This window comes from Streptomyces sp. NPDC127119, assembly GCF_042677425.1.
In the GTDB taxonomy this organism is placed as follows: domain Bacteria; phylum Actinomycetota; class Actinomycetes; order Streptomycetales; family Streptomycetaceae; genus Streptomyces.
On the sequence record NZ_JBHXTO010000009.1, the window covers coordinates 1 to 24,270 of the forward strand.

The window sequence follows — 24,270 nt, forward strand, 5'->3', positions numbered from 1 at the left end:
CAGCCATCCAGGGGCGCGGGGAACGGCGCAATCTTTTGATCTTTGGGGGGCCGGGGGCGAAGCCCCCGGTTTCGGGAAGGGGCGGGGCTGGGGAAGAAGAACCCGCTCCCCGGGAAGCAAGACCTCAGGCCGCCCGCCAGGGCAACTCCGCGGTCACCCGAGTGGGCCCGGCCACCGGCGAATCGACCACGAGAATCCCGTCCACCGCGTCGAGCCGCCCGGCGAGCCCCGCGAGCCCGGACCCCGCCCCGGCATCGGCCCCACCGACCCCGTTGTCGACGACCTGGATCATCAGCCGGTTCTCGATCCGCCACACATCGACCGTCGCCCGCGTGGCCCGCGAGTGCTTGCTGATGTTCTGCAGCAGCTCGGACACCGTGAAGTACGCGATCCCCTCGATGGCGGGCGCCGGCCGGGCCGGCAGGTCGACCTCGACCTGCACGGGCACGGTGCACCGGGAGGCGACCGACGACAGCGCGGCGTCCAGCCCGCGGTCGGTCAGCACGGCGGGATGGATCCCGCGGGCGAGATCCCGCAGCTCCTGGAGCGCCGTCTTCACCTCACCGTGCGCCTCGCCCACCATCCGCGCCGCCGCCTCCGGATCCTCCGCCAGTTTCTCCTTCGCCAGCCCCAGATCCATCGCCAGTGCCACCAGCCGGGCCTGCGCCCCGTCGTGCAGGTCGCGTTCGATGCGCCGCAGGTCGGCCGCCGCCGTGTCGACCACGACACCCCGGTCCGACTCCAGCTCCACGACGCGGGTGGCCAGCTTCGACGGGCCGAGCAGCCCGCCCACGAGGAGCCGGTCCACCAGGGTCAGCGCCCGTACGATCCACGGCGTCGCGAGCGTGAGCAGCAGCCCGACCAGCGCGGTCACGGTGATCTCGAAGGGGTTGTCCAGGTAGACCCGGTGCCCCTCGTCCCCGTACAGCTGCAGTCCGTCCTGTCCACCGGACATGGGGAAGACCCAGAACCACAGCGGGTACGTCAGCAGGGTCCAGCCGGTCGTCCAGAGGGTGATGGCGACGGAGAAGGCGAACACGGCCCACGGGAAGTGGATGACCGTGTAGAGGAGGTGGCGCCAGGACGCGCCGCTCTTCAGCGTCGCCCCCATCCATCCCATGGGGCTCTGCTTGCGCATCCGCAGGGGTTCCGGCGCGGCGACGTCGAGCCCCAGCAGGCCGCGGGCGCGGGCCCGTTCCAGCGCGCCGAGTCCGCGGCAGCCGGCGAGCCCCGCGGCGAGCACCGGGACGCCGAGGAAGGTGATCAGCAGGCCCGCGCCGAGCGACATCATCGTCACGGCGAAGGTGAACATGAAGATGCTGAGCGGCAGACTCAGCATCAGGTAGACGAACTCACGCAGGCTGCGGGCCTCGATCGGCGCCCGCAGCGCGGCGGGGAGCCGGTGCCACCGTTCCCCGGCGCCCTCCTCCCGGAATCCGGGGCCGTCGTCCCACCCGTATCCCTGTCCGTACTCCGTGGCCATGGCCGCCGTCCGTTCCTGTTCGTCAGCTGCTTGAGTCCGGTCAGCTGAGTCGTCCGCTGGTGTAACTCCACTCTGCTGTGCGCGGCGCTCCCGGAACATGGAGCGCGTCGGCGTCTCGGCCCGGGGGTTTTCCCTACCCCGGGGGACGGGCGCACGTGCGTACGCCCCCGAACGCGCCCCGGTCGAGGGCGTCAGGGGGCGTTGTCGAGGGAGTCAGGGGGCGTTAGGCCCTGTCGTCAAATTCCCGCCTGCCGGCCGACGCCTGGCACGCCCTCCGGGCGGACGTCGGGAATTTGACGACAGGACCTAGGGGCGTCGCCCCTCCGGAGGGAAGCCCCGTGATCAGGGCTTCCCTCGGGTGTCACTCCGTCCGGTCCCGCCAGGGCAGTTCCGCCGTGATCGTCGTCGGTCCGCCGACCGGTGAGTCGATGACGAACAGGCCGTCCACCGCGCCGAGCCGGTCCGCGAGCCCCGCCATCCCCGTACCGCCGTCGAGGGAGGCGCCCCCGCGGCCGTCGTCCCAGACCTGTATGAGCAGCCGGTTCTCCGAACGCCACACGTCGACCGAGGCGGACCGCGCCCCGCTGTGCTTGCTGACGTTCTGCAGGAGTTCGGAGACCGTGAAGTACGCGATGCCCTCGATGGCCGCGGCCGGGCGGGCCGGCAGGTCGGCCGTCACCTTCACCGGCACCGTGCAGCGGGCGCCGACCGAGGACAGCGCGGCGTCCAGACCGCGGTCGGTGAGGACCGCCGGGTGGATACCGCGGGCCAGGTCCCGCAGCTCCTGCAACGCCAGTTTCACCTCGCCGTGCGCCTCGTCGACCATGGCCGCGACGGTCTCGTCGGCCTGTCCCTCCAGCAGCTTCTCCTTCGCCAGACCGAGCCCCATCGCGAGGTTCACCAGCCGGGCCTGCGCCCCGTCGTGCAGGTCGCGTTCGATGCGCCGCAGGTCGGCCGCGGCCGTGTCGACGACCACCCCGCGGTCCGACTCCAGCTCGGCGATCCGCTGTTCCAGCTCGTCGGAGGGCGACAGCAGGGCGCGCACCATGGCCCGGTCGGCGTTGGCGAGGCCGCGCGCGAGGAACGGCAGCACCGGCCACAGCACGAACAACGACGTCAGCATGAGGGTGAAGGTGATGATGCTCCACGGCAGCCGCATCAGCTCGTAGAGCACGGTCCGCCAGCCCACCGGATCCTTCAACGCCATCCACAGCCAGCCGAAGAACCCGCCCCGCCCGCGGAACGGCAACGGGCTCGGCTCGTCCACCCGTACCCCGAGCAGGCCCCTGGCCCGCATCCGCTCGAACTTCCCCAGCTGGCGCGCGCCGAGCAGCCCGAACGCCAGCACCGGCAGCCCGATCACCGTCACCGTCAGCCCGGCTCCCAGGAACAGCACGGTGACGACGTAGGTGAAGCCGACGAGGGACGACGGCAGGTTGGCCAGGAGATGCGCGATCTCCTTCCAGGTGTGCCGGTCGTAGGCGAAGCGCGGGGGTGGCGGCCTGTCGGTGCCGGTGCCCAGGGTGTCGACGGCCGGAATGCGTTCGGTCATAGGCGCCACCTTGCCGAACCGCGGCCCGCGGCGCCATGAGGTGGGCCGCCTCCGTCTCCGGGGGAAAACCCCACCATCGGCGGCTCCGGCCCTCCTCTCCGCGGCCGGAGAACCCAACTGCACCATGCCTAACCGTGACGGGCTGCTTACGGTCCCTTTAGCAGGCCCTAGACTCCGGTGCGTACAGATCGTCGAACGCGCGCACCGCACGGCGCGCACGCAGGCGCACGCGTGGTCCTCACGCGTGGTTGTACGGACGTGCGCGGGCCCGTCGTACGAACCCGTACGGGCTCGTCGCACGTACTCGTACGGGCTTGTCGCAAAGGATCACACCAGGTCACACGAGGTCATCCAGGCCAGGGAGCGAGGGGCGGACGTGCCGGAACCGACCATGGTCGCGGCGACCGGAACCACGGGAACCGGAGCCGGTACCGCGGCCACCGGTACCCCTCTCGCGGCGGACTACTTCCAGTCCTACTCGGTCGTCGGACTGCTCGCCGTGGTCGGCGTGCTGTTCGTCGCCGTCGCCTTCGGAGCGGGCCGCCTGCTGCGGCCCGTCGTCCCGACCCCCGAGAAGCTCATGACGTACGAGTGCGGGGTCGACCCCGTCGGCGAGGGCTGGGCCCACACCCAGGTCCGCTACTACGTCTACGCGTTCCTGTACGTGATCTTCGCCGTCGACTCGATCTTCCTCTTCCCCTGGGCGACGGTCTTCGCCGCGCCGGGCTACGGCGCGGCGACGCTCGTGGAGATGTTCATCTTCCTCGGCTTCCTGGCCGTCGGTCTGCTGTACGCATACAAGAAGGGCGTCCTCACATGGACGTGACCCCCACGGCCGCCTCGACCCCGTCGACCTCCTCGGCCGCCTCGATCCCGTCGGCTGCCGAGCCGGTGCTGCTGCCGGAGCCCAAGCGGCTGGGCGCGCTCGCCCGGCTGGCTCCCGAGCCGATGAAGGTGGTCCTCAACTGGGGCCGCCGCTACTCGCTCTGGGTCTTCAACTTCGGACTCGCCTGCTGCGCGATCGAGTTCATCGCGGCGTCGATGGCCCGGCACGACTTCATCCGCCTCGGCGTCATCCCCTTCGCCCCGGGCCCGCGCCAGGCCGACCTGATGGTGGTCTCCGGCACGGTCACGGACAAGATGGCCCCGGCCGTGAAGCGCCTGTACGAGCAGATGCCCGAACCGAAGTACGTCATCTCCTTCGGCGCCTGCTCGAACTGCGGCGGCCCGTACTGGGACTCGTACTCCGTGACGAAGGGCGTCGACCAGATCATCCCCGTCGACGTGTACGTACCGGGCTGCCCGCCCCGCCCGGAGGCGCTGCTCCAGGGCATCCTCAAACTCCAGGAGAAGATCGCCCGGGAGTCCCTGGGGGAGCGGTACGCGTCCTCCGGCGCCGGCCGCCCCTCCGTCGCCGCGCTGCAGAGCGGCCTCGTCCAGCCGCCGGCCGCGGCGCCCACCACGGCTTCGGCCGCGGAGGACGCCCGATGACCGGGACGACCGGATGGCTCCCCGCTCCCGTGGAGGAACTCTTCGGCCCCGACGCCACGGCCGAGGAGTCGTACGAGCTGCTGACGGTCGACGTGCCCCCGGCCACCTGGCTCGCCTCCCTGCAGAGCGCGCGTGACGCTCTGGGCTGCACCTACTTCGACTGGCTGAGCGCCGTCGACGAACCGGGCGCGGGCTTCCGCGTCTCGGCCCATGTCGTGGCCCTGGCCCCCGTACGCCGTCTCCTCGTCCGCACGACCGTCCCGCACTCCGCACCCGTCCTGCCCTCCGCCGTCGAGGTCTACGCGGGCGCCGCCTGGCACGAACGCGAGACCCACGAGATGTTCGGCGTCACCTTCGAGGGCCACCCCGGCCTGGACCCGCTCCTCCTGCCCGAGGGCTTCGAGGGCCACCCCCTGCGCAAGGACTTCGTCCTGGCGGCCCGCGTGGCGAAGGCCTGGCCGGGCGCGAAGGAGCCGGGGGAGTCGGAGCACGGCGGCCCGAAACGCCGCCAGATGCTCCCGCCCGGAGTCCCCGACCCGAACGAGTGGGGCCCCCTCAAGGGCCAGCTCCCCCCGGCCCCCGCCCGCCCGGCCCGAGGCGCGGCCCGCGCGGCGGGTGCGAGAGGAACAGCGGGTGCGAGGGGAGCGGCGGGCGCGCCCGCCGCGACCGGCGAACGCCCGGCACGACGGACCCGCACGGCGGCCGACGGCTCGGCGAGCCGGCCGACGACGCCACCGGTGCCGCCCGCCACGGCCTCGGCCACCCCTGAGCCTGCGCCATCGCCGACACCCACGGCGCCGACGGAACCGACCACTCCGCCCGAGCCGAAGGCACCTGCCGAACCGAAGGCATCCACCGAGCCGAAGGCGCCCGCCGAACCGAAGGCGCCCGCAGCGCCACGCGGTTCGGACGCCCCGTGGCACCAGGCCCGCCCGGCTTTCGACGAGCCCGCAGCACCGGCGGAGCCACAGTCCGGCAAACCTCCGCCCGAGCTGGACGCCCCCGATGCGGCTGACGGCACCGACAACAACTCCGACGATCCCGAAAGCCCCACAGGAGGCGCGCAGTGAACGACGCGCTCGACGTCGCCCTGCGACTCCTCGTCGTCTTCGTCGTGTTCCTGACGTTCCCCCTGATCGTGGGTCAGGCCGAGCACAAGGTGATGGCCCATATGCAGGGCCGCCTCGGCCCCATGTACGCGGGCGGCTTCCACGGCTGGGCCCAACTCGTCGCGGACGGCGTGAAGTTCGCCCAGAAGGAAGACGTGGTCCCGGCCGGCGCCGACCGCCGCATCTTCCAGCTCGCCCCCGCCGTGGCCCTCCTCCCGTATCTCATGGTCCTCCTCGTCATCCCGGTCGGGCCGGGCGAGGGCGCGGTCGGCGAGGTCGTCGACGCGGGCGTCTTCTTCGTCCTCGCCGTGATGGGCGTCAGCGTCCTCGGCTCGCTCATGGCGGGCTGGGCCTCGGCCAACAAGTTCTCCCTTCTCGGCGGTCTGCGCACCGCCGCCCAGCTCCTCGCGTACGAACTCCCCATGCTGCTGACCGCCGCCTCGGTCGCCATGGCGGCCGGCACGGTCTCCCTCCCCGGCATCGTCGACGCCTTCGAGTGGTGGTGGCTGCCCTGGCAGATCGTCGGCGCGATCGTCTTCTTCGTGGCGGGCCTCGCCGAACTCCAGCGCCCGCCCTTCGACATGCCGGTCGCCGACTCGGAGATCATCTTCGGCGCCTACACCGAGTACACCGGTCTGCGCTTCGCCCTGTTCCTCCTCGCCGAGTACGCCGGAATCGTCGTCCTGTGCGGCCTGACCACCGTGCTCTTCCTGGGCGGCTGGCACGGCCCGTGGGGCGCCGACGGCCTCGGCTGGGTCTGGACCCTGCTGAAGGTGGCCGTCCTCGCCTTCGTCGTCATCTGGCTGCGCGTCACCTATCCCCGCCTGCGCGAGGACCAGCTCCAGAAACTCGCCTGGACACTCCTCGTCCCCCTCTCCCTCGCCCAGATCGCCCTCACCGGCATCGTCAAGGTGGTGATCGCGTAACCATGTCCCCCTTTCCCGGCTCCGGCCTGGCCAAGGGCCTTGCCGTCACCCTGCGCACGATGACGAAGAAGACCGTCACCGCGCAGTACCCCGACACCCAGCCCGAACTCCCGCCCCGCACCCGCGGCGTCATCGGGCTCTTCGAGGAGAACTGCACGGTCTGCATGCTGTGCGCCCGCGAGTGCCCGGACTGGTGCATCTACATCGACTCCCACAAGGAGACGGTCCCGGCCGCCGCTCCCGGTGGCCGCGAGCGCAGCCGCAACGTCCTCGACCGCTTCGCCATCGACTTCTCCCTCTGCATGTACTGCGGTATCTGCATCGAGGTCTGCCCGTTCGACGCGCTCTTCTGGTCCCCCGAGTTCGAGTACGCCGAGACCGACATCCACGAACTCACCCACGAACGCGACAAGCTCCGCGACTGGATGTGGACCGTCCCGGCCCCACCGGCCCTCGACCCCGGCGCCGAGGAACCCAAGGAGATCGCCGCCGCCCGCAAGACCGCCGAGAAACTCGCCACGACCCAGGCGCAGGCCCAGGCGCAGGCGCAGGCCGAGCCCACCGACCCGCCGCAGGGAGGCGCATCGTGACTCCCGCCGCGGCCACCGTCTCGGCGGCACAGGCCACGACCACCGCCGCCGAGGCCCACGGCTTCCTCTCCCCGACGGGCGTCGAGATCGCCTTCCTCCTCGTCGGCCTGGTCACCTTCGGCGCCGCGCTCGTCACGGTCACCACGAAGCAACTGGTGCACGCCGCCCTGTGGCTGGTCGTCGCCCTCGGTGGCCTCGCCGTCGAATACCTCCTCCTCACGGCCGAGTTCATCGCCTGGGTGCAGGTCCTCATCTACGTCGGTTCCGTCGTCGTCCTCCTCCTCTTCGGTCTGATGCTCACCAGGGCCCCCATCGGCCGCTCCCCGGACGCCGACTCCGGCAACCGCTGGGCCGCCCTCGCCGTCGCGATCGCCGCTGCCGCCGCCCTCGTCTGGGTGGTCGTCGACGCCTTCCGGACGACCTGGATCGACCTGGACGGCCCCGCCGCCGGCTCCACCGCGGTCACCGGCGCGAGCCTCTTCCAGAGCTGGGTGCTCCCCTTCGAGGCCCTCTCGGTCCTGCTGCTCGCCGCGCTGGTCGGCGCGATCGTCCTCTCCCGCAAGGCGAAGACGAAGGCGAAGGAGGCGGCCGGCGGAACGCCCACCGCGAGCCCCCCGCGCCCCCCGGGCCCGCGAACCGACGCCACCCGAAGCGCTACCACCCGGAGCGACAAGGAAGGCGCCCGCTGATGCACCTCGCCTACCCGGCCGTACTCTCCGCCCTCCTCTTCAGCACCGGCCTCTACGGAGTCCTCGCCCGCCGCAACGCGATCCTGGTCCTGATGTCCGTCGAGCTGATGCTCAACGCCGTCAACCTCAACCTCGTCGCCTTCGACGTCTGGCTCAGCAGGACCGCCCGGGACACCCTGCACTCCGGCCAGGCACTGACCCTGTTCACCATCGCCATCGCCGCCGCCGAGATCGGCATCGGCCTCGCGATCGTCCTCGCCGTGCACCGCAACCGCGGCACCGCGGACATCGACAGGCTCCGCGACACCGCCGAACCCGGTGATGACGACCCCGATGACGACTCCGACGACTCCGACGGCTCCGAGTCCGCCCGGAGCGAACCGGCCGAGAAGGCTGAGGCCACCGCGTGACCACGACCACCCTCGCCGTCCTCGTCCCCCTCCTCCCGTTCCTGGGCGCCGTGGCCGGCCTGCTCCTGGGCCGCACGGCCCCCGGCTTCGCCCGCCCCCTCGCCGTCCTGCCCTCCGTCGCCGCCCTCGCACTCGCCGTGGTCGTCGCCGTACGCCAGGGCGGCGGACAGGCCGTGGACGCGGCGACCGAACTCACCCCGACCGGTTCGGTCCCCGTCGAACTCGCCCTGCACATCGACGGCTTCGCCGCCCTCGTCGCGATCCTCGTCGGCCTGGTCGCGACCTGCGTGCAGATCTACTCGACGGGCTACCTGCGCCACGACCCGCGCTACTCCTCGTACGCCGCTCTCGTCTCCCTCTTCACCTCCGCCATGCTGCTCGTCGTCTACTCCGGCGACCTGATGGTGCTGCTGGTCGGCTGGGAGATCATGGGCATCTGCTCGTACTTCCTCGTGGGCCACTACTGGGAGACCGCGGAGGCACGCGCCGCCTCCATCAAGGCCTTCCTCGTCACCAAGCTCGGAGACGTCCCCTTCCTGATCGGTCTGTTCGCGCTCGCCGCCGACACCGGTTCGTTCCGCATCACGAAGATCCTCGGCAACGTCGCGAGCGGCGGACTCGACCACCCCACGCTGATCGCCCTGCTGCTCCTCGCCGGTGTGGCGGGCAAGTCGGCGCAGTTCCCGCTCCACACCTGGCTCCCCGACGCGATGGCGGGCCCCACACCCGTCTCCGCGCTGATCCACGCCGCGACGATGGTCGCCGCCGGTGTCTACTTCATCGCCCGGCTCCTCCCGGTCTTCGCCGCCTCCGCGGCCGCACTGGTCGTCCTCGCCGTGATGGCCGCCGTGACGATGGCGGGCTCGGCCCTCGCCGCGCTCGCCCAGGACGACATCAAGCGGGTCCTCGCGTACTCGACGATCGGACAGCTCGGCTACATGACCGGCGCCCTCGCCGTCGGCGACCGCGGTGCCGCCGTCTTCCACCTCCTCGCACACGGCGCCTTCAAGGCGCTGCTGTTCCTCGCGGCCGGCGTGATCATCCACGCCGCCGGCACCAACTCGCTGGCCGCCATGTCCCGGATGAAGGACCTGCGCGCCCGCGTCCCCGACGCCTACTGGACGATGACCGTGGCGCTCCTCGCGCTCGCCGCGATCCCGCCCTTCAGCGGCTTCTTCTCCAAGGAGTCCGTCCTCGGAGCCGCCGAGCACGCCGCCGTCGGCCACGCCGAGAGCGTCCCCGGAGCCGCGGGCTGGATCGTCCTCGTCTCCGCCCTGGTGACGGCCCTCCTCACCGCCGCCTACGCGATGCGCCTGTGGCTGCTCGCCTTCCACGGCCACGGCACCGAGGCCCCCGACCACGGCAAGCAGCCCCTCGCCATGAACTCCGTGCTGTGGCTGCTCGCCCTCCCGTCACTCGCCTTCGGACTCGCCACCGGCGTGCTCCCCGACTGGTTCGACGGCCGCAGCCTCACCCCGACCCTCACCACAGCCGTCCTCGGTACGGGTGTCGCCCTGGTCGGCGGCATCGTCACGTACGGCGCGTGGCGGCACACCACCGCCATGGCCGGCCGCGTGCCGCTGGGCGCGGTCGCCGCCCACCCGGACGCCGACGGCGGCCTGGTCGAGGCCGAGGCCATCGCCAGCCACGAACCCGCGTACGGCAACGTGGCCTCCGCACCCGACCCGTCGGACCCCGGCCGCCTGCTGCTCGGCCCCCTGCACCGCCACGCGGCCGTCGGTTTCCACCTGGACGCGGTGTACGCGGCGCTCTTCGTCCGCCCCGTCCAGGCCGCGGCCACCCTCGTCCGGTTCCTCGACCGCGAGGTCGTCGACACCTACGTGCGCGGCGCGGGCGCCCTGCCCCGCTGGCTGGGCACGGCCGTCCGGCGCGCCCAGACCGGCAATCTGCAGACCTATGTGAGCGCGCTGCTCGCCGGCACCGTCGTCCTGGTGGTCGCCGCCCTCCTCGTCGCCACCGCGGGAGCGTGAGCAGGCGTGATCGATATCAACGAATCCGTGATGCAGTTTCTTCTGGCGTTCATCGTCGTCGCCCCGCTCATCGGGGCCGCAGCCGCTCTCCTGCCGGCCCCGCCCGGGCTGAAGGGGAGGTCGCCCGAGCAGGCCGTGCTGCGGCACGGCACGACCGTCACCGGCGCCGTACTCATCGCCGCGATCGTCTTCACGCTCGGCTTCGACCACGACCATCCGTCGAAGATGCAGGCCACGACGGACATCAGCTGGATTCCCGCACTCGACGTGCGGATCCACCTCGGCATCGACGGCATCTCCCTCCCCCTCCTCGTGCTGACCGCGCTGCTGACCTTCCTGTGCGCGCTGTACTCCTCCTTCAAAATGCCGTCGGGCCCGTCCCCGAAAGCATTCGTGGCGCTCGTGCTCGTGCTGGAGTCCGGCACCCTCGCGACCTTCGCCGTCCTCGATCTGCTGCTGTTCTTCCTCGCGTTCGAGATGGTGCTCATCCCGATGTACTTCCTCATCGCCCGCTGGGGCGGTGAGCAACGAACCCGGGCCGCCTGGAAGTTCATCCTCTACACACTGCTCGGTTCCGTGATCATGCTGCTGGGCCTGCTCCTGATCGGAATCAAGGCGGGCACTTTCGACATGGTGGCACTCGCCACTGACAATCACCCCGCGCTGACCACATCGGTGCAGGTCGTCGCCGTTCTGGCGATCGGGATCGGGCTCGCGGTCAAGACGCCGATGTGGCCGCTCCACAGCTGGCTGCCGGACGCGCACACCGCCGCCCCGACCGTCGGCTCGGTCCTGCTGGCCGGAGTCCTGCTGAAGATGGGCACGTACGGGTTCGTCCGGATCCTGCTGCCGATCACGCCGGACGGCATGAGCACCTTCGCCCCGTATCTCGCGGCCTTCGCGGTCGTCGGGATCATCTACGGTTCGCTGGCCTGCCTGGCGCTCGCCAAACAGGGCGCGAAGGGCGACCTCAAACGCCTCATCGCGTACTCCTCGGTCGGCCACATGGGCTTCGTACTCCTCGGCATCGCGTCGATGACCCCGACCGGCGTGAACGGCGCGCTGTTCGCGAACATCGCCCACGGCCTCATCACCGGCCTGCTCTTCTTCCTCGTCGGCGCGCTCAAGGACCGCACGGGCACGACCGACCTCGACTCCCTGGCGCGGACGACCGGGGCCGCGCTCTACGGCCGGGCCCCGCGCCTCGGCGGCCTGCTCGCCTTCGCCGCCGTCGCCTCGCTCGGACTGCCGGGCCTCGCCGGGTTCTGGGGAGAGATGCTCACGCTGTTCGGCGCGTTCGACCCCGCCGACGGTCTCAGCCGGCCCGCGTTCCTGACGTTCATGGCGATCGCCGCGTTCGGCACCCTGCTCACGGCCGCGTACATGCTCGTCGTCGTCCGCCGGGTCTGCATGGGCGACACCTCGCAGCACCCGGAGCACTCCGAACACTCTGGGCAGGGGAGTCCGAAGCTCGCCGACGTCCGGACGTACGAGTTCGCCGCCTGGACCCCGCTCGTCGTCCTCACCGTCGTCGCCGGGCTCTGGCCCAAGGCACTCCTCGGCCTGACCGACCCGGCCGTGCAGCAGCTCCTCTCAGGAGGCACCCGATGAGCCCCCAGGCCCAGGACCAGGCAGCGTCCCTGGTCCAGTCCGTCGACTGGCTCGCGATCGCCCCGCCCACCATCGCGGCGGTCGTCGCACTCGCGGTGCTCGTGGCCGACCTCTTCGTGGACGGCAGGAAGAAGGCCCTGCTCGGCTGGGTCTCCGTCGCGGGCCTCGCCCTCGCCGCGCTGGCCCTGCTGCCCCTCCTGGACGGCGACCGCTCCACGTTCTGCCTGACGGGCGCCACGGACGTGTGCAGCTACGCGGCGGACCGGTTCACGCTGGTCATCCAGTTCCTCGTCCTCGGCGGCGCGCTCCTCGCGGCGCTTCTGTCGATGACCACCCTGAAGGACGCGGGCAAGGACGCCGGCGGAGACACCGACAAGGCATACCCCGAAGGGGAGTTCTGGTTCCTGCTGCTCTCCTCGGCCGCCGGCGCCGCCCTGCTGCCCGCCTCGCGCGATCTCGCCACGCTGATCGTCGCCCTGGAGGTCGCCTCCCTGCCCGCCTTCGCCCTCGTCGGCATCAAGCACGGCGACCGGAAGTCCTCCGAAGCGGCCCTGAAGTTCTTCCTGTCCTCGGTCACCGCGACCGCCGTGAGCCTCATGGGCGTCAGCTTCGTCTACGCGTCGACAGGCACCCTGTACCTCACGGAGATCGCCACCCGCATCGAGGACGTCGATCCCCAACTGCACACGCTCGCCCAGGCGGGCGTCGTCCTCACCCTCGTGGGCTTCGCCTTCAAGACGGCCGCCGTGCCCTTCCACTTCTGGGTACCCGACACCTACGTAGGAGCCCCTCTCCCGGTCGCCGCCTACCTGTCGGTCGTCGGCAAGGCGGTCGGCTTCTCCGGCCTGATCCTCGTCACCGTGATCGCCCTCCCGTCGTACGCGGACGTCTGGGGCCCGGCACTCGCCGCACTCGCCGCACTCACCATGACGATCGGCAACGTCGGCGCCCTGCGGCAGCGGACCACGCGCGCGTACAGCGCGGTACGGCTCCTCGCCTGGTCCTCCGTGGGACAGGCCGGCTACCTCCTGGTGCCGATCGCCGCCGCCGCGTACTCCGAGGACGCCCGGAAGGCCGTCGGCTCCACAGTCGCGTACGCCCTCATGTACGCCGCCGTGAACCTCGGAGCCTTCGCGGTGGCCGCCCTGGTGGCCCGTACGAAGCCCCTGAACCGGATCAGCGACTACCGCGGCCTGTACGCCTCCCGCCCCCTCGCCGCGCTCGTCCTCGGCTTCTTCCTGCTCTGCCTGGCCGGTCTGCCGCCGGGCATCATCGGACTCTTCGCGAAGGTCACCGTCTTCTCGGCGGCCGTCGAGGCGGGACTCGGCTGGCTCGCCGTCGTCATGGCCGTCAACGTCGTGATCGCGCTCTTCTACTACCTCCAGTGGACGACCCTGCTGTTCCGCGCCCCCGAGGGCGAAACCGAGTCGCACCGCGTCCCGGCCCCCCTCACCGCGGCGATCGCCCTGACCGCCGTCCTGGGCGTCGCGCTCTCCGGGGCACCTCAGCTCATCCTGCGCTTCTCGGACACCGGCCTCTTCTGACGCCTTCCCCGAAGCGATAGCCCGCGCGCGTGGGGCAGCCCCCTCCACGCGCGCGTGCGGTACCCCGTCACCTCACCCGGCCATCACCCGGACAGCCGACGCGCGAGCCCGTGCGCACAAGGGAACTAGTGCTCCCCGCCTGGCGTTGACCAGTGAGGGAGGGTCCACTGGACCGTGGAGTCACGGAACCAGTGACGTCAGAGATCGACAAGCAAGGGTTCCCCTGCCGCACGATTTGGAGGGCGTACCGTGCACCGCCGGCACAACGGGTTCAGGACCGCCGTACTCCTCGGGGGACTGTCCGCACTCATCATCGTCATCGGCAGTTTCTTCGGGCGTACGGGCCTCGTCGTCGCACTGGTCATCGCGATCGGGACGAACGCGTACGCGTACTGGAACAGCGACAAGCTGGCTCTACGCGCGATGCGCGCGCGCCCGGTGAGCGAATTCGAGGCCCCGGCGCTCTACAAAATGGTCCGGGAGCTGTCCACACAGGCCCGCCAGCCCATGCCCCGCCTGTACATCTCCCCGACGGAAGCACCGAACGCGTTCGCGACGGGCCGTAATCCCCGCAACGCCGCCGTGTGCTGCACCGAGGGCATCCTGCGCATCCTGAACGAGCGGGAGCTGCGCGGCGTCATCGGCCACGAACTGAGCCACGTCTACAACCGCGACATCCTCATCTCGTCCGTCGCCGGAGCCCTGGCCTCCGTGATCATGTTCCTGGTCAACTTCGCCTGGCTGATCCCGATCGGCCGCTCCAACGACGACGACGGCCCCGGCCTCCTCGGCATGCTGATGATCATGATCCTCGGCCCGCTCGCCGCGTCCGTCATCCAACTCGCCATCAGCCGCTCCAGGGAGTACGAGGCGGACGCGTCCGGCGCGCAGCTCACCGGGGACCCGCTGGCCCTCGCGAGCGCCCTGCGCAAGCTGGAGGCGGGCACGAAGCAACTGCCGCTGCCTCCGGAGCCCCGCATCGAGACGGCGAGCCACATGATGATCGCCAACCCCTTCCGTCCGGGCCAGGGACTCTCCAAAATGTTCTCAACGCACCCGCCCATGGCGGAGCGCATCGCCCGGCTCGAACAGATGGCAGGTCGCCACCAGTGAAGACAATCCTCAACATCATCTGGCTCGTCCTGAGCGGCTTCTGGCTGTTCCTCGGCTACCTGCTCGCGGGCGTGCTGCTGTGCATCACGATCATCGGAATCCCGTTCGGCGTCGCCGCTTTCCGTATCGGCACGTACGCGCTGTGGCCGTTCGGCCGGACGACGGTCGAGCGCCGTGACGCGGGGGCGCCGTCCTTCATCGTCAACATCCTCTGGCTGATCCTCGCCGGCTGGTGGCTGGCCCTCGCGCACATCGTCACGGGCCTCATCCAGTGCGTCACGATCATCGGCATCCCCCTGGGCATCGCCAACTTCAAGCTGATCCCGGTCTCGCTGTTCCCCCTGGGACGCGAGATCGTGCGTACGGACCAGCCGTTCACGTCGTCGGTCCGGTAGGGCGGCGCCGGGGGTGCGGAGGCCGAAGTACGCCCTGACGGCGTACGACGCCGACGCAGAGGACGACGAGATCTGGGCGCTGTGCGCGGACGCCGAGAACGTCTTCGGCGATCCGCCGGCTCCCGCACGCGGCACGTACGAACTGCTCGGCTGCGTCCCCGAGGGAGAGCTGGACAAAGCCCTCCCGCGCGCGCGTGCCGACGGATCGGCGCCGCTCGGCACCCTCGTCCTGGAGATCCTCGACAAGGACGGCGAGCGGGTCGAAGCATGGTCCCTGGAGGACGTACGCGTCCTCGGTGACCGCCCGTGCGCGCGCGACCTGTCATTGCGCGACCTCACCGTCAGGGCGCGCGAGTCCCCGCACAACCCGTTCGACTATCCCCAGTGCCCGCCGCTCTCCCCGGGCTACCGGCTGCTCGGCGCGGAGGACGAACCCTGGGGCGGCTGCCGGGACCTGGCGCACGTTCAGGGCAGGCAGCCGGACCCCTGCGAACCACCCGTGCGGCTGCTCGGCTGCTCCCCGCGCGGAGCCCTCCGCACAGCCCTGGACGCGGGCGAGGAGGACCTCGGTCACGCCAAGCTGATACGCGTCGACAGGGCGGGCCGTCCCGTCCAGTCCGCCGTCCTGGATTCCCTCCGCGCGCGGCCCCGGCCTGGTGGACCTCACGCTGGAGCCCTGGTCGGACCGGCCGCCGACCGCGGCCGAGGAGGTCTGGGAACTGTGGGACACCGGCCGCCCCACCGAGCCCGGCCTCTGGGCCCGGTGCGGCGCGGAGGGCCGCCGTCACTGGCTGACCACGGCACTGGCCCGCCACGACCCCGGCAGACCCGACGCGGAACCTGGCCGTACCCATCACCTCGACGGCCGCCACATCATCGACGAGCCGGGTTTCTTCTGCGCGCTCGGTGAGGCGGTCAACGGACCCGGCGGCTATTTCGGCCGGGGTCTCGACGCCCTCGACGACTGCCTGCGTGGCCGCTGGGGTGCTCGACGGCCCTTCACCCTGATCTGGCACGACGCGGAGGTCGCCCGCCGCTGCCTTGGCCTTGTCCCGCGCACCGACCACCGCCCGTGGACGTTCGAGGAACTTCTCGCGTTCCTCGTGGACGAGAGCATCGACGTCCGTCTCGACTGAGAGCCGCTCGTCCGAGGGTTATCCACAGGCCGGCCCGATTGTCAGAGGCGCGCTGCATCATGAATGCATGACCGAGATCGAGCAGTTGCTGGCACGTGTCCTCGCGGAGGCACACAACTCGCGGCCGTGGGGCTGGCCTTCGCTCCCCGACCCCGTGGACGCCGCCACGCTCGCCCGCGCCGAGTCCGCCCTCGGCTTCTCCGTCCCGCCGCTGCTCGCCGCGCTCTATCTGCGGATAGGGGACGGAGGATTCGGCCCGGAGTACGGTCTGCTGCCCCTGCTCGACAGCCCGCCCTCGGGAGAGCCGGCGGTCGTCGCGCAGTACCTCGCCCACCGCGAGAGCGGCCGCAAGGACCCCGACTGGCCCTGGCCGGAAGGCATCCTGCCGATATCCCACTGGGGCTGCGGAATGTACGCGTGCGTGGACTGCCGTACCCAGGACGCCGCGGTGCTCCTGTTCGAGCCGAACGCCGACGACGCCGACCACGCCTGGTACGTGGACGCCCCCACGCTCACGGCCTGGCTCGACACCTGGCTCCAGGGCACCGGCTGGTACGACGAACTGAACGACGACACGGACCTGCAACCGTGGCCCGACTTCCGCATACGAACGACAACGGCACAAGCGTCATAGCCGCGCGGCTCCCACCCGCCGCCCACCCCAGCAAGGGGCACGGTAAACGCCGCGCTCAACCCCCACTGACCCGCACGATGCACACGACCCCAAGCCCCTCCCAGCAAGGGGCGCGGGGAACGGCGCGAGCAACCCCCACCGACCCGCACGATGCAGACCACCCCAAGCCCCTCCCACCAAGGGGCGCGGGGAACGGCGCGAGCAACCCCCACCGACCCGCACGATCGGCACAGGCCTCAGCCCCAGCCCCTGCAAGGGGCGCGGGGAACTGCGCACCCAGCCCCCACCGACCCGCACACATCCGCCGACCCCCGGCACCTCAAGGCCCGTGAGGGCGAACGCAGGCGCGAGCGGTCAACGCGCGCGAAACCGCCAACGCACCCCGTACACACCCGCCCCCAACCCCAGCACACCGACCCCCACCGCAACGGACAGCCACGGCAGGGCGAAAGCCAGCGTCAGGCACCCCGCAAGCCCCACCGCCGGCAGGACCCGCGACACGGCCGTCGAACCCAGCGTCCACGCCGAGGCGTTGGCGATCGCGTAGTACACCAGTACCCCGAAGGAGGAGAAGCCGATCGCGCCCCGCACATCCACCGTCGCGGCCAGCACCGCGACCACCGCTCCGACGGCGAGCTCCGCCCGGTGGGGCACCCGGAAGCGCGGATGCACGGCGGCCAGCCCACCCGGCAGATGCCGGTCGCGGGCCATGGCCAGCGTCGTCCGCGACACCCCCAGGATCAGCGCGAGAAGGGAGCCGAGCGCCGCCACCGCGGCACCCACCCGTACGACCGGGACGAGCCCCGGTGCCCCGGCGGCGCGCACCGCGTCGGCGAGCGGCGCTGTCGCCTGCCCGAGCCCCGTCGGCCCCAGCACGGAGAGGACGGCCACCGCCACAGCCCCGTACACGACGAGTGCGATACCCAGAGCGAGCGGGATCGCGCGCGGAATGGTGCGCGCCGGATCCCGTACCTCCTCGCCGAGGGTTGCGATCCGCGCGTACCCGGCGAAGGCGAAGAACAGTAGTCCGGCCGCCTGGAGCACTCCACCGGCACCCCCGGAGACGCCCGCGCCGAGCCGCCCGGCGTCGGAGTCCCCCGAGGTCAGACAGACGACCACGACGGAAGCGAGGACCGCGAGGACCACCGCGACGATCACCCGCGTCAGCCACGCGGATTTCTGCACACCGCCGTAGTTCACCGCGGTCAGGGCCACCACCGCCCCGACCGCCACCGCGTGCGCCTGCCCCGGCCACACGTACGTGCCCACGGTGAGCGCCATCGCCGCGCACGAGGAGGTCTTGCCCACGACGAACGACCAGCCCGCCAGATGTCCCCAGAACTCGCCGAGCCGTTCGCGGCCGTACACGTACGTTCCGCCCGACGCGGGATAGCGGGCGGCGAGGCGTGCCGAAGCGGTCGCGTTGCAGTAGGCGACGACGGCGGCGATGCCCAGCGCGAGGAGCAGTCCGGATCCCGCGGCCCGTGCCGCGGGCCCCAGCGCGGCGAAGATTCCCGCACCGATCATCGAGCCGAGGCCGATGACCACGGCGTCCCCGACACCGAGCGTTCGCCGCAGCTCAGCCGCGCTGCCCGCGGCTCCGGCTCCGGCCCTGGACCCGGCATCGGGACCGGCACCGGATTCGGACCCGGCCCCGGACGAACCCGGCCGGGCGGGATCGGACTGTGTCATGAACCGCACCCTACTGATCAGTGCAACCGGCCGCCGTCGCGCCGACGTCCTCCCCAGCAACAAGGAGCGAACAGAAGAGCGAAACACGGAACGACAAAAAACAGCCGAGAGCGGTATGACCACAGCCTTGTGCGAGCAGGATCACAGCACAGGTACAGCACGAAAGGGCAGGTTCACGGCATGGGCATCATCAGCTGGATCATTCTGGGGCTGCTGGCCGGAGCCATCGCCAAGTTCCTGCTGCCGGGACGCGATCCCGGCGGCTTCATCGGCACGACACTGATCGGCGTCGCGGGCGCCTTCATCGGCGGCTGGATATCAGCCCGTTGGCTGGACCACCCGATCTCCAAGGACTTCTACGACGGAGCCACCTGGGCCGCCGCGATCGGCGGCGCGCTGGTTCTGCTGATCGGCTACCGCATCCTGTTCGGCAACTCGCGCGACTGACCGCGCGCCCCCGAGGCCGCAGCCAGCAGGCGAGAAGGGTGGGCACCCGAGGTGCCCACCCTTTCTCGTACGTGCGGCCGGCGTCCGCGGAACGACCGGCACGTCACCGGTAGTTGACGAACTGCAGCGCGAAGTCGAAGTCCTTGCCCTTGAGCAGGGCCTGCACGGCCTGCAGGTCGTCACGGCTCTTCGAGCTGACCCGCAGCTCGTCGCCCTGCACCTGCGCCTTCACGCCCTTCGGGCCCTCGTCGCGAATGATCTTCGCGACCTTCTTCGCGTTGTCCTGGGAGATGCCCTCCTCGATCGAAGAGAAGATCTTGTACTCCTTGCCGGAGAGCTGCGGCTCACCGGCGTCCAGCGCCTTCAGCGAGATGCCGCGCTTGATCAGCTTGGTCTCGAACACGTCGAGGATGGCCTTCACCCGCTCCTCGGAGTTCGCCTCCATGAGGATCTTCTCGCCGGACCAGGAGATGGAGGCGCCCACGTTCTTGAAGTCGTAGCGCTGCGAGATCTCCTTGGCGGCCTGGTTGAGGGCGTTGTCGACCTCCTGCCGCTCGACCTTCGAGACGATGTCGAAACTGGAGTCGGCCATGTCCTGTGGCTCCTTGTATCGGGGTGCGTAGTGGCGGCCGTCGAACCCGCTTCGGTCCCGGGCCGCATCCGCATAAGCCTAGCCACCCCCTCCCCTCCGGGCACCGATCAATCGAGTGGCGAAGCACCCCCGAGCATCGGGTATCGTTTACGTCGTTGCCACGGAGCGCCGCCGAAAGACGGTTCGAATGGCAGCAAGCCCGGCGGTGTGCCCGAGCGGCCAAAGGGAGCAGACTGTAAATCTGCCGGCTCAGCCTTCCCAGGTTCGAATCCTGGCGCCGCCACGCTGAGAGAAGAAACCCTCTCTGAAATGCGAGTAAGCATTTCAGAGAGGGTTTCTTCATATTCGGGCGGCTTCAGGTCCGGAGGCCGGTGGCGCGCCTGTTCCAGGGCCCCGGACCACGGGAACGCGGGGCGCCCACGCAGCCGCGCCCGGCCTTCTCTCCGTACCCTGGCCCCATGTCCTCACGTCGTCGGATCTGTCCCGTGTGCCGTCGCGAGATCGCCGTCGTCGCCGGGCGGTTCGCCCGGCACGACCCGGCGGGGGCGCGGGGGAGCGGGGAACTCGTGTCCTGTCCGGGGTCGCGCAGGCACGCGGAGCTGGGGGCCTCTCAGCCGGCGCTGGACGGGTACGTCGTGGCGGACTTCCCCGGCCAGCTTCCGCTCTTCTGACTCCCGCGGTATCGCGGGCCATCGGGCACCGGCCACCGGCCACCGGCCACCAGCTTCCGGGCGGGCGGTCGGGACCGCCGGGCCTGCCCCTCACCGGCGACGCGCCCCAGATCAGTCCTGGCCGCCCACCTACTGGTCAGTTACCCGCCACCGACTTGACCGCCACCGACACCGGTGTGGAACCGCTGATCAGTTCCAGGGTCAGACCGGCGGTCGCCGGGGTGTCCACCAGTTCCGCGAGGACCGCGGCGACGTCGTCGCGCGGGACCGGTCCGCGGCCCGTGGCGGCCTCCAGGCGGACGAGGCCCTTGCCCGCGTCGTTCGTCAGCATTCCGGGGCGCAGGATCGTCCAGTCCAGGCCGCGGTGGGCGCGTACGTACGCGTCGGCCTCGCCCTTGGCGCGCAGATATCCGTCGAACACCTCGTCCCCGGGGTGCTCCGGGTCCGCGCCCATGGACGAGACCACCACATGGCGGCGCACGCCCGCCCGGGCCGCCGCGTCCGCGAAGAGCACCGCGGCTCCCCGGTCCACGGTCTCCTTGCGGGCCTCCCCGCTGTCCGGGCCCGCGCCCGCCGCGAAGATCGCGGCGTCCGCGCCCCGCAGATGCGCGGAGACCTCCTCCTCCGAAGCCGACTCCAGATCGCACAGCACCGGCTCGGCGCCGGCCGCCCGCAGATCGTCGCCCTGCTCGGCTCGGCGGATGATCCCCGCGACCTCGTCACCGCGCGCGGAGAGCAGCCGCTCAAGCCGCAACGCGATCTGACCATGACCTCCAGCGATAACAATGCGCATGTTTCCGACCGTACGCCCGGATGGAGACACTCGCCGCACAACCCTGTGGATAACTCGTGAGTCTCTTGAGAGATCACGTTGTACGAGGGGGACGCCGTCAGGCGTCATAAGGAGACCGTCATCACCGCCACACGCATGAGCCCCGCCGGCCGCAAGAGCCCTGTCATACGCAGGACTCTCACCGCGGTCGGCTGCACCACCGCACTGCTCTCCGGAGTGGCCGCCTGCGGCACGGTGGAGAACCTCACCGCCGGTCAGAAGGTGGACCAGGCCGTCGAAGGGCTCGGCGGAAAGAAGTCGCTCGCCTTCGAGTTGGGGCTCGACGCCAAGCCCTCGGCACTCGTGAAGCTGGCCGGGGAGGAGGAGCCGGGCGAGGAGATGCCGCCCGAGCTCGCGAAACTGTTCGCCGGAGTACGGGTCAAGGTGTCGGTGGAGTCGCGCAAGCCGCTCGCCGACTCGGGTGAGAAGGATCTCGTCGGGACGGCCATGTCGGTCTCGGGGCCCGACGGTGTCCTCGCCGAGTACCGCCTCGTCGGCGACTACACGTACTACCGGGCCGACATGAAGGCGTTCGGCGAGGCGATGGGCTTCCCCCTGCCGACCGCCGACGAGCTCCCCGAGAGCGAGAAGGAGCTCAGGCCGGTCCTTGAGGGCAAGTGGATCAAGATCGACAACCGCGAACTCGACCGCGCGGCGAAGGACGCCACCGGCGAGGACGGCAAGGGCGGCAAGGGCAGGGCAGGCGCGGCCGATCCGGCCGACGAGATCGACAGCAGGACCCAGCAGAAGATCCTCAAGGCCGTGCGTTCGGTCGTCGCCCGCGAGGTCACCTTCAGCGACAAGGGAGGCAGCGACGGCGTCGAACGGGTCGTCGCCAAGGCCTCGTTCCGCGATCTGCTCACCGGCATCATCGACAAGCTGCGGCCGCTGGCGGGCGAACTCCCGGCGAGCGCCGAACTGCCCACCGACGAGGACCTGAAGGACGCCCCGGACAAGAAGGTCGCCGTCGACTTCTCTTTGAAGAACGGTGACCTGACCCGCGTCTCCGTCGACCTCGCCACCCTGGCGGACGACCCGAAGGGCGCGAAGGTCCCGCTGGTCATGACGTTCGGCGAAGCCGGGGACATCAGTGCCCCGTCCGGCGCCACGAAGCTGCCCGCGGGAGAGTTCGGCGGCCCGGGCAATCCGTTCACCAGCGGTCTGCTGGGCGGCTTCTGACGCTCAGTCCATCGGCAACCACGGCAGCCGCGTCCACCGGCAACCACAGTCACCGGCAGCCGCGTCCACCGGCAACCGCAGTCACCTGCAGCCGCATTCGCCCCACAGCGGACGAACGCACGCGCGCGTAGCGAGGCCAACGGCCTCCACGCGCGCGTGCCGCGCATCTCATCCCACCCACACGTCATCGGGACGCACGCTCACGACTGCCCCGTACGCCCCTGACGCGGCAGGTCCAGCGCCACGGCCACCGCCGAGTTGCAGTACTCCCGCACCGCGCTCGTCCGCGCCACCACGCGCCCCCGGTGCACCACGATCCGGCTGTACGCCAGCGACAGCGCACCGTCGAGCCGGTCCCCGCGCACCGCGAGCAGCTCCGCCGGGAAGCCGGCCTCCACGCGCACCTCGGGCAGTCCCAGCACCGCCCGCGCCGACGAACTCACCGCGTCGTACGCGTCGGTGGACCGCAGCCCGTACCGCGAGGCCAGCAGATACGCCGCCTCCAGCGGGTCCCCGCGGCCCACGGGGTTCGACAGGTCCCGCAGGGCGCCGCTCCCGGCCGCGACCCGTACCCCGGCCGCCCGCAGCAGTTGTACGGGCGCCGTGCCGCGGCGGTCCACGCCCGAACAGCCGCCCTGGGGCAGGCAGACGACGGTCACACCGGCCGCGGCGAGCTGGTCGGCCGACCGCGAGGCCACCTCCGAGGGCAGCCGGCTCAGCCCTCCGCAGGGGCCGAGCGTCACCCCGGGCCGCAACCCGCCCGCCATCGCCGCGAGGCGCCCGAGCCGGGCCGGATCGTCACCGTCCGTGTGCAGATCGACCGGGCAGCCCTGCTCCGAGGCCACCTCCAGGACCGCCTCCACATATCCCGTCGGATCCGGGTCCAGATCCGGACAACCGCCCACTACGGAGGCGCCCATCTTCACCGCGTCCCGCAGCATCGCCAGCCCGTCGGCCCCGGCGAGTCCGGTGAGTACCCGGGGCATCGCCACGACCGTCAGCTCGACCAGCCCCCGCAGCGCGCGCCGCGCCTGGAGGACCGCCGCCATCGAGCCCAGCCCCTGCACGTCGCCCACGCGCACGTGCGAGCGGACGGCGGTCGCCCCGTGGCCGAGTTGGAGGAGAGCGGCCTCGGTCGTACGGCGCTGGACCTCCCGGCCCTCGTACGAGACCGGGCCCTCGCCGTCGGCCGACAGGGCCGTGTCGCCGTGGGCGTGGGGCTCGGCCGGGGCCGGCAGGAGCAGATGCCCGGAGAGGTCCACGCGCGCGGTGTGCGCGGTGAGGCTGCCCGCTGTGCCGACCGCCTCGATACGTCCGTCGGCCAGCCGTACGTCCACGAGCCGGCCGTCGGTGAGCCGCGCACCGCAGAGCAGCAGGTCGGACCCGTTGTCCCGGCCGGACGGGCCCGGGGAACCCGAGGAGCCCGAGGACGAGGAGCTCGACGAGGAGTGGTGCGGCTGCGGCTGGCTGTCTGGCATCGCGCTCCTGGGGCTCGTCGGCTGCGCAGGAGAGGCACAAGATCACGCAGCGTGAGTCGAGCCTAGGGTGACGATCGGCACACATCGAGGAGGAGCGGAATAGTCGTACCGGTGTGGTCCGTCGTGCCGGAGAGGCGGGTGGAACAGCCGGTGAGGACCCGGGAACGGGCCGGAGCCGGTGCCACGAAACGGATTTGGGCGATCGGCTGCCGAGCGTGTAATGTCTTCATCGCTCGCCCCAATAGCTCAGTCGGTAGAGCGTCTCCATGGTAAGGAGAAGGTCTACGGTTCGATTCCGTATTGGGGCTCTGGTGTGGGAAGTTCCCGTCGAAAGGCGGGAACTGATCACATCAAAGCGGTGTAGCTCAGTCGGTAGAGCAAGCGGCTCATAATCGCTGTGTCACCGGTTCAAGTCCGGTCACCGCTACTGACGGTAGCCGATTGCGGGGTCGGTCCTTCGATCGGTTACTCTTCTATGCGTTAATCCATGTCCCATCCGTCCGGCAAGGAGCACTCACGTGGCTGCCACCGACGTCCGCCCGAAGATCACGCTGGCCTGCGTGGAGTGCAAGGAGCGGAACTACATCACCAAGAAGAACCGGCGTAACAACCCGGATCGCATGGAGATGAAGAAGCACTGCCCGCGTTGCAACTCGCACACTGCGCACCGCGAAACGCGATAAAAAAGGCTCGTTCACGAGGCCG

Annotated in this window: 24 protein-coding genes and 3 tRNA genes; 21 read left to right on the forward strand and 6 right to left on the reverse strand. The window is 70.9% G+C overall.

Features of this window, described 5'->3' with window-relative positions; translation table 11 throughout:
- Nucleotides 1-124: 124 nt before the first annotated feature.
- Together ACFVH5_RS06755 and ACFVH5_RS06760 are read right to left on the reverse strand one after the other, a co-directional pair.
- Nucleotides 125-1,483 carry a sensor histidine kinase gene (locus ACFVH5_RS06755; RefSeq protein ID WP_385832521.1) on the reverse strand — a complete coding sequence of 453 codons (1,359 nt, stop codon included), beginning with the start codon at nucleotides 1,481-1,483 and terminating at the stop codon, nucleotides 125-127.
- 361 nt (nucleotides 1,484-1,844) lie between these two features.
- Entirely contained in the window at nucleotides 1,845-3,035 is a 1,191-nt protein-coding gene (locus ACFVH5_RS06760; protein ID WP_384801099.1) for a sensor histidine kinase, read from the reverse strand.
- 376 nt (nucleotides 3,036-3,411) lie between these two features.
- On the opposite strand from ACFVH5_RS06760, the gene ACFVH5_RS06765 reads away from it, so the two are divergent.
- The 14 genes from ACFVH5_RS06765 (at nucleotide 3,412) to ACFVH5_RS06830 (ending at nucleotide 16,674) form a co-directional block, all read left to right on the forward strand.
- Nucleotides 3,412-3,861, forward strand: a complete 450-nt coding sequence (locus ACFVH5_RS06765; RefSeq protein WP_373465922.1) for an NADH-quinone oxidoreductase subunit A — start codon at nucleotides 3,412-3,414, stop codon at nucleotides 3,859-3,861.
- A complete protein-coding gene (locus ACFVH5_RS06770; RefSeq protein WP_385832522.1) occupies nucleotides 3,852-4,526 on the forward strand; it encodes an NADH-quinone oxidoreductase subunit B in 675 nt (224 codons plus the stop codon). The genes ACFVH5_RS06765 and ACFVH5_RS06770 overlap by 10 nt, the downstream gene beginning before the upstream one ends.
- Nucleotides 4,523-5,596, forward strand: a complete 1,074-nt coding sequence (locus ACFVH5_RS06775; RefSeq protein WP_385832523.1) for an NADH-quinone oxidoreductase subunit C — start codon at nucleotides 4,523-4,525, stop codon at nucleotides 5,594-5,596. The genes ACFVH5_RS06770 and ACFVH5_RS06775 overlap by 4 nt, the downstream gene beginning before the upstream one ends.
- The gene (locus ACFVH5_RS06780) at nucleotides 5,593-6,561 is read left to right on the forward strand and encodes an NADH-quinone oxidoreductase subunit H (RefSeq protein WP_385832524.1); all 969 of its coding nucleotides are present in this window, start codon (nucleotides 5,593-5,595) and stop codon (nucleotides 6,559-6,561) included. The genes ACFVH5_RS06775 and ACFVH5_RS06780 overlap by 4 nt, the downstream gene beginning before the upstream one ends.
- A gap of 2 nt (nucleotides 6,562-6,563) precedes the next feature.
- The gene (locus ACFVH5_RS06785) at nucleotides 6,564-7,151 is read left to right on the forward strand and encodes a NuoI/complex I 23 kDa subunit family protein (protein ID WP_385832526.1); all 588 of its coding nucleotides are present in this window, start codon (nucleotides 6,564-6,566) and stop codon (nucleotides 7,149-7,151) included.
- Nucleotides 7,148-7,840 (forward strand): NADH-quinone oxidoreductase subunit J, encoded by a 693-nt coding sequence (locus ACFVH5_RS06790; protein ID WP_385832527.1) that lies wholly within the window; start codon nucleotides 7,148-7,150, stop codon nucleotides 7,838-7,840. The genes ACFVH5_RS06785 and ACFVH5_RS06790 overlap by 4 nt, the downstream gene beginning before the upstream one ends.
- On the forward strand, nucleotides 7,840-8,250 hold the full coding sequence (nuoK, locus tag ACFVH5_RS06795) for an NADH-quinone oxidoreductase subunit NuoK (RefSeq protein WP_385832528.1): 411 nt from the start codon (nucleotides 7,840-7,842) through the stop codon (nucleotides 8,248-8,250). Before ACFVH5_RS06790 ends, nuoK begins: the two co-directional genes overlap by 1 nt.
- The gene (locus ACFVH5_RS06800; protein ID WP_385832529.1) at nucleotides 8,247-10,241 is read left to right on the forward strand and encodes an NADH-quinone oxidoreductase subunit L; all 1,995 of its coding nucleotides are present in this window, start codon (nucleotides 8,247-8,249) and stop codon (nucleotides 10,239-10,241) included. The genes nuoK and ACFVH5_RS06800 overlap by 4 nt, the downstream gene beginning before the upstream one ends.
- A 6-nt stretch (nucleotides 10,242-10,247) precedes the next feature.
- Complete coding sequence (locus tag ACFVH5_RS06805) at nucleotides 10,248-11,852, forward strand: NADH-quinone oxidoreductase subunit M (RefSeq protein WP_385832531.1); 1,605 nt, start codon at nucleotides 10,248-10,250, stop codon at nucleotides 11,850-11,852.
- Nucleotides 11,849-13,396 carry an NADH-quinone oxidoreductase subunit N gene (locus ACFVH5_RS06810; protein WP_385832532.1) on the forward strand — a complete coding sequence of 516 codons (1,548 nt, stop codon included), beginning with the start codon at nucleotides 11,849-11,851 and terminating at the stop codon, nucleotides 13,394-13,396. Before ACFVH5_RS06805 ends, ACFVH5_RS06810 begins: the two co-directional genes overlap by 4 nt.
- Before the next feature lie 249 nt (nucleotides 13,397-13,645).
- On the forward strand, nucleotides 13,646-14,509 hold the full coding sequence (gene htpX / locus ACFVH5_RS06815) for a zinc metalloprotease HtpX (protein ID WP_384801129.1): 864 nt from the start codon (nucleotides 13,646-13,648) through the stop codon (nucleotides 14,507-14,509).
- Entirely contained in the window at nucleotides 14,506-14,904 is a 399-nt protein-coding gene (locus ACFVH5_RS06820) for a YccF domain-containing protein (RefSeq protein WP_210882004.1), read from the forward strand. Before htpX ends, ACFVH5_RS06820 begins: the two co-directional genes overlap by 4 nt.
- Before the next feature lie 656 nt (nucleotides 14,905-15,560).
- The gene (locus tag ACFVH5_RS06825) at nucleotides 15,561-16,040 is read left to right on the forward strand and encodes a barstar family protein (protein WP_385832533.1); all 480 of its coding nucleotides are present in this window, start codon (nucleotides 15,561-15,563) and stop codon (nucleotides 16,038-16,040) included.
- A gap of 67 nt (nucleotides 16,041-16,107) precedes the next feature.
- Entirely contained in the window at nucleotides 16,108-16,674 is a 567-nt protein-coding gene (locus ACFVH5_RS06830; RefSeq protein ID WP_385832534.1) for an SMI1/KNR4 family protein, read from the forward strand.
- Nucleotides 16,675-17,028: 354 nt separating this feature from the next.
- On the opposite strand, the gene ACFVH5_RS06835 is transcribed toward ACFVH5_RS06830, so the two are convergent.
- Nucleotides 17,029-18,366: an APC family permease gene (locus tag ACFVH5_RS06835; protein WP_385832535.1), complete on the reverse strand. Its 1,338-nt coding sequence runs from the start codon at nucleotides 18,364-18,366 to the stop codon at nucleotides 17,029-17,031.
- Between the two features lie 180 nt (nucleotides 18,367-18,546).
- Between ACFVH5_RS06835 and ACFVH5_RS06840 the strand changes: the two genes are divergently transcribed.
- Entirely contained in the window at nucleotides 18,547-18,813 is a 267-nt protein-coding gene (locus tag ACFVH5_RS06840) for a GlsB/YeaQ/YmgE family stress response membrane protein (RefSeq protein WP_210882008.1), read from the forward strand.
- 103 nt (nucleotides 18,814-18,916) lie between these two features.
- On the opposite strand, the gene ACFVH5_RS06845 is transcribed toward ACFVH5_RS06840, so the two are convergent.
- A complete protein-coding gene (locus ACFVH5_RS06845) occupies nucleotides 18,917-19,405 on the reverse strand; it encodes a YajQ family cyclic di-GMP-binding protein (RefSeq protein WP_107020968.1) in 489 nt (162 codons plus the stop codon).
- Nucleotides 19,406-19,606: 201 nt separating this feature from the next.
- Here ACFVH5_RS06845 and ACFVH5_RS06850 point away from each other — a divergent pair.
- A tRNA-Tyr gene (locus tag ACFVH5_RS06850) sits at nucleotides 19,607-19,688 on the forward strand.
- Nucleotides 19,689-19,863: 175 nt separating this feature from the next.
- The gene (locus tag ACFVH5_RS06855) at nucleotides 19,864-20,076 is read left to right on the forward strand and encodes a hypothetical protein (protein WP_385832537.1); all 213 of its coding nucleotides are present in this window, start codon (nucleotides 19,864-19,866) and stop codon (nucleotides 20,074-20,076) included.
- Nucleotides 20,077-20,212: 136 nt separating this feature from the next.
- On the opposite strand, the gene ACFVH5_RS06860 is transcribed toward ACFVH5_RS06855, so the two are convergent.
- Nucleotides 20,213-20,869 carry an NAD(P)H-binding protein gene (locus ACFVH5_RS06860; RefSeq protein WP_385832538.1) on the reverse strand — a complete coding sequence of 219 codons (657 nt, stop codon included), beginning with the start codon at nucleotides 20,867-20,869 and terminating at the stop codon, nucleotides 20,213-20,215.
- Nucleotides 20,870-21,004: 135 nt separating this feature from the next.
- On the opposite strand from ACFVH5_RS06860, the gene ACFVH5_RS06865 reads away from it, so the two are divergent.
- Entirely contained in the window at nucleotides 21,005-22,087 is a 1,083-nt protein-coding gene (locus ACFVH5_RS06865; protein WP_385832539.1) for a hypothetical protein, read from the forward strand.
- A gap of 200 nt (nucleotides 22,088-22,287) precedes the next feature.
- On the opposite strand, the gene ACFVH5_RS06870 is transcribed toward ACFVH5_RS06865, so the two are convergent.
- Nucleotides 22,288-23,565, reverse strand: a complete 1,278-nt coding sequence (locus ACFVH5_RS06870; RefSeq protein WP_385832540.1) for an amidohydrolase family protein — start codon at nucleotides 23,563-23,565, stop codon at nucleotides 22,288-22,290.
- 235 nt (nucleotides 23,566-23,800) lie between these two features.
- Here ACFVH5_RS06870 and ACFVH5_RS06875 point away from each other — a divergent pair.
- The 3 genes from ACFVH5_RS06875 to rpmG all read left to right on the forward strand — a co-directional run bounded on the left by ACFVH5_RS06875 (nucleotide 23,801) and on the right by rpmG (nucleotide 24,248).
- Nucleotides 23,801-23,873: transfer RNA gene (locus tag ACFVH5_RS06875), tRNA-Thr, on the forward strand.
- A 46-nt stretch (nucleotides 23,874-23,919) separates the two neighbouring features.
- Nucleotides 23,920-23,992, forward strand: a tRNA-Met gene (locus tag ACFVH5_RS06880).
- Nucleotides 23,993-24,083: 91 nt separating this feature from the next.
- A complete protein-coding gene (gene rpmG / locus ACFVH5_RS06885; protein WP_007265873.1) occupies nucleotides 24,084-24,248 on the forward strand; it encodes a 50S ribosomal protein L33 in 165 nt (54 codons plus the stop codon).
- Nucleotides 24,249-24,270: the final 22 nt, after the last annotated feature.